At 57.1% G+C, this 3,777-nt stretch carries 4 protein-coding genes; 2 read left to right on the top strand and 2 right to left on the bottom strand.

Annotated elements, in window-relative coordinates; all coding sequences use genetic code 11:
- Positions 1 to 43 precede the first annotated feature (43 nt).
- Positions 44 to 916, top strand: a complete 873-nt coding sequence (locus VL547_RS11000) for an inositol oxygenase family protein (protein ID WP_325577718.1) — start codon at positions 44 to 46, stop codon at positions 914 to 916.
- Between the two features lie 2 nt (positions 917 to 918).
- Here the strand turns inward: VL547_RS11000 and VL547_RS10995 are convergent, their stop codons facing one another.
- On the bottom strand, positions 919 to 1,650 hold the full coding sequence (locus VL547_RS10995) for a hypothetical protein (protein ID WP_325577717.1): 732 nt from the start codon (positions 1,648 to 1,650) through the stop codon (positions 919 to 921).
- Positions 1,651 to 1,793: 143 nt separating this feature from the next.
- The gene (locus VL547_RS10990; protein WP_325577716.1) at positions 1,794 to 3,428 is read right to left on the bottom strand and encodes a hypothetical protein; all 1,635 of its coding nucleotides are present in this window, start codon (positions 3,426 to 3,428) and stop codon (positions 1,794 to 1,796) included.
- Positions 3,429 to 3,441: 13 nt separating this feature from the next.
- Between VL547_RS10990 and VL547_RS10985 the strand changes: the two genes are divergently transcribed.
- Positions 3,442 to 3,654: a hypothetical protein gene (locus tag VL547_RS10985; protein ID WP_325577715.1), complete on the top strand. Its 213-nt coding sequence runs from the start codon at positions 3,442 to 3,444 to the stop codon at positions 3,652 to 3,654.
- The last annotated feature ends 123 nt before the right edge of the window (positions 3,655 to 3,777 follow it).

The raw sequence follows: 3,777 nt of genomic DNA, 5'->3' as shown, positions 1-3,777 counted from the left end.
TTAGCTCACCCTTTTATCGTAAATTGTCCTTAAACCGTTTGCCATGAACCCTTCTCCCGAGAAAAACCCGCTCGCTTCCCTTGACGTTTGGGAAGACGATCTGCTTGAACGCTATCCCGACCCGGAGTCGATCGCCACGGGGAAGACGACGGAAGAATACCGTAATTACGAAACGCCCGGCAGGGACTCGGTGCGTGAGTTCTACCGGCTCAATCATACATATCAGACCTATGGCTTCGTTCAGGAGAAGCGGGCGGAATACCTGCGTTTCGATAAAAAAGAAATGTCGGTCTGGAACGCCTTCAACTTCCTCAACGAGCTGGTGGACGACTCCGATCCCGATACCGACCTCGATCAGTTCCAGCACCTCTTACAGACCTCCGAAGCCATCCGCAAGGACGGGCACCCGGATTGGATGGTGCTGGCGGGTTTGTTCCACGACATGGGAAAGGTGCTGTGTCTTTTTGGCGAGCCGCAGTGGGCGGTTGTCGGCGACACATTCCCGGTCGGCTGCGCCTGGTCGGACAAGATCGTTTACCCGGAGTATTTCAGTGAAAACCCGGACCGCAACAACGAGCAGTACCAGTCCAAATATGGCGTCTATTCCGAGGGCATCGGTTTGCGGAACGTGCATATGTCCTGGGGACACGACGAGTACGTCTACCAGATGATGAAGGACTACCTGCCGGAACCGGCTTTGTATATGCTGCGCTATCACTCCTTCTATTCGCAGCACCGTGAGCACGGATATGACTATCTGCTGGACGACCACGACCGGGAGATGTTCAAATGGGTGAACCTCTTCAACCCCTACGACCTTTATTCCAAGAACCCGACGCCACCGGATTGGAAGGAGCTCAAGCCGTATTATGAGCACCTGGTCGCGAAATATCTGCCGGATACGATACGGTTCTAGGGTTATCGCCAGGTGATGGGGATGTCGCGGAACTCCACCTCCGATAGGCTGCTATGACGACCAAAGTACAGGAACTTGAATAGCTTGATGGCCCTGATGCCAGGTAACACACCTTCAAAAGTGTATGTACATTTTATGGGTACCTCCGTCGTAAGCTGTATAAAAGGGTTAGAGCCTGTCGCACCGTTCATATAGGATCGCATCCGATACTCGTTTCCTTCATCGTCTATAATGGACTGAACTTCCTCGGCGATCTGCCAGTTTGCGGCGCTGGTTTTTAAAACCATTGTCATTTTTATCGTTTGAGCCCCGACGCTTCCAACAGCGCTGAGCAGGGCAAATTCGGTGTTATCGGCGTATAGTATTTCGAGGGGCGTCTGCGGAGGACTCTGGGGCGATACACGCGGAGCACCCTGAGGTGGCGCCTGCGAAAGGTCTTTGGGCAGCGCCTGCGGCAAGATCGGGCGCGGTGTATGGGCGAGAGTCGATGACATCGCTTTTGTAGCGCGAGGGTGTCTGCTACGGAAGTTCCTTATCGGTGTGGTGGGCGTGTCGACGAATTGTTTTCGTGTATCGTCGGGAGGTGTCGTTTGGAATAGGTGGGCGCACTTGTCCCACATGGTCAAAAACGCACCGAACACCGTCAAAAAGAACAAGATATACTTTACCCTGTTTTCGAAGATCTTCTTGCGACCTTCGGCGTCACGTACCCGTCTTTCGAACGAATCATTCATACCGCGATTTTGGGCATCGCGTACAATTTAGTAAAATTCGGACTCCATCCAAAAAAACGTAGCAAATCTGCTGGTAAATACGGAGACGCGACGCCGCCATGTGACGAAGGCGGGGAGCAACGCGAAGGTGCGGCAACGCAGCGCTACGCCGGGGCGGTCCAGTCAAAGGCGACCTCGCCCCCATTCAACCTCCACCTTGTGGGCCGTGGATTTTCCATCCAATCAAGCGGTTCGCCGGTGGGCTGGGCGGATGCCGCGGCGGCAAAGCATTCCCGGATATAAGACTTCTGTTCGGGACCGGTGGCTTCAGGTTGAGCCGAAATAAATAAGGGCGCCCCGCTAAAAGCGAGCAGCTGCATCCATTGCTTGTTCAGGCGCCAGGGGATCTGCGTGGTCAGGCCGACGCAGTCGCCGTCGACGGCATAGAAGGCGTTGTGCTGTGGGAGGCGGAAGGCCATCGTGTTGACGCCCATCTTGACCGTGCGGTCCCATTCACGGCCGCTGGTGTCGTCGCCGATGCGGTTGAGCTCGAAGATGCCGGCGGAGAGGTGGCTTACCGTGTTGCAGCCGATGAGGTACATGGGGCCCGCGGCGGCGCGGATGGTGCGGTAAAGCCGGAGGACGATTTCCGCGTTGGTGAGGGACCGGTCGTTAAAGCTCCAGCCGGCGGACGTCATGGCGGAGCCCATCTGCGAACCCCAGCGGCCAAAAAGATCGAAGGTGCTGTAGTCGTGTTTTACCAGGTCGAAGCCCCAGTCACGATAAAGCCGGATCGTCGCGCCGATGCGGTCCAGATTCTCCGGCAGCGTGGGGTCTAAAAAATGCTCCTTCCCCCGCGTGATCAGCAGGGCTGGCCGGTCGGCGGCGTTGGCGAGGAGCGGGCGCGTCCATAACCCGGGACGCATACCGAGCTTCCGGATGGCCGTCGCCACCTGTTGCATGTCGCCGAATTTGGCGTTGGCCCGCGTAAAGACGTCGCCGTCCTCCCACCCGTCATCGATGACGGAAAACGGCCGGTTGTCACCCGCGGGGGCCAGCTCAGCCATCGCGGCAGTGGTAGAGAGGATCAGTTCTTTCGAATTATGTCCATACGCGAAATACCAGTCGTTGATTCCATATACCGGTTTTTCCGGTAGGCGGGGAGAGGCGCACATCATGCCGCAAAACCGGGCATCGGTGCGGAAGGGGTCCTCCCCGGGGTGGCTCTGGGTCGCGATGACCGAGGCGGCTTCCAGGACGCGGTCGCCCAATTGGACGCCCGTCGCGCCCGAGTGCAGGTCCAGCTCCAGGTCGAGCGCGTTGTGGTCCACGGTCCAGGAGCAAAAGCAACGCGCGCCCGTTTTGACGCCAAAGGCGTGCGTTTGCTGACCGTCATTGACCAGCATATACCATGGCGCCCTGATGGCACCACCAGTCCACGCGAGGTCGCCATAGCTGCGTTCCCACGCGTCCCCCAGGTAGCGTGCGCCCGCGGGAAAAACCCGGGACCAGGTCAGCTTGACCTTTTCCAGGGGTATGCCCGGCGCATGCAACCGGATATCCATGGCGGATTCACCCTGCTGCAGGTCGACGTTGAGGCCAGAAACCGACCAGCGACCCAAAGAACCGGATAGAGGCACCCAACGACCGTCCCGCCAAAGCGAAACACCAGTGGGGAACTGCAACCCAACAGTGGGTCCTGCGCCATAGACGGGAGCGAGCCCCAGCGAAGACACCCTTTGAAATAATAAGGCGGCAGCCGAAAACCCAGTCAATCGGAGGAAATGCTTTCTTTGCATAGAAGCAAATATCATGAAAAAAATCCCGCTTGCCCTCATCCTTCTCCGCCTCCTGCTGGCGGCGGGCATTACGATTTGGATCATCAACGGACGCCTCCTGCGCGAGAACCTTCCCTGGATCATCCTGCTGATCACCTTTTCGATAGGCGGCAGGGGAAGACCTTCAAACGATATAAGCTGTTCAACCAGGGGGACACGAAGTGAGCCATATACGAAAGTAGATTGAGCTATTGGCGAAACCACCCCCGCCGGAAGCCGACATACCTTTGTGTCACAATCAATCAAAATGAAGACGATTTTTATTACAGGCGCTTCCAGCGGGCTGGGAAGGGCGTCGGTGGATCTGTTT

It is taken from the genome of Dinghuibacter sp., assembly GCF_035492835.1.
Classification (GTDB): domain Bacteria; phylum Bacteroidota; class Bacteroidia; order Chitinophagales; family Chitinophagaceae; genus Dinghuibacter.
This window is presented reverse-complemented; position numbering and strand designations above follow the sequence as displayed.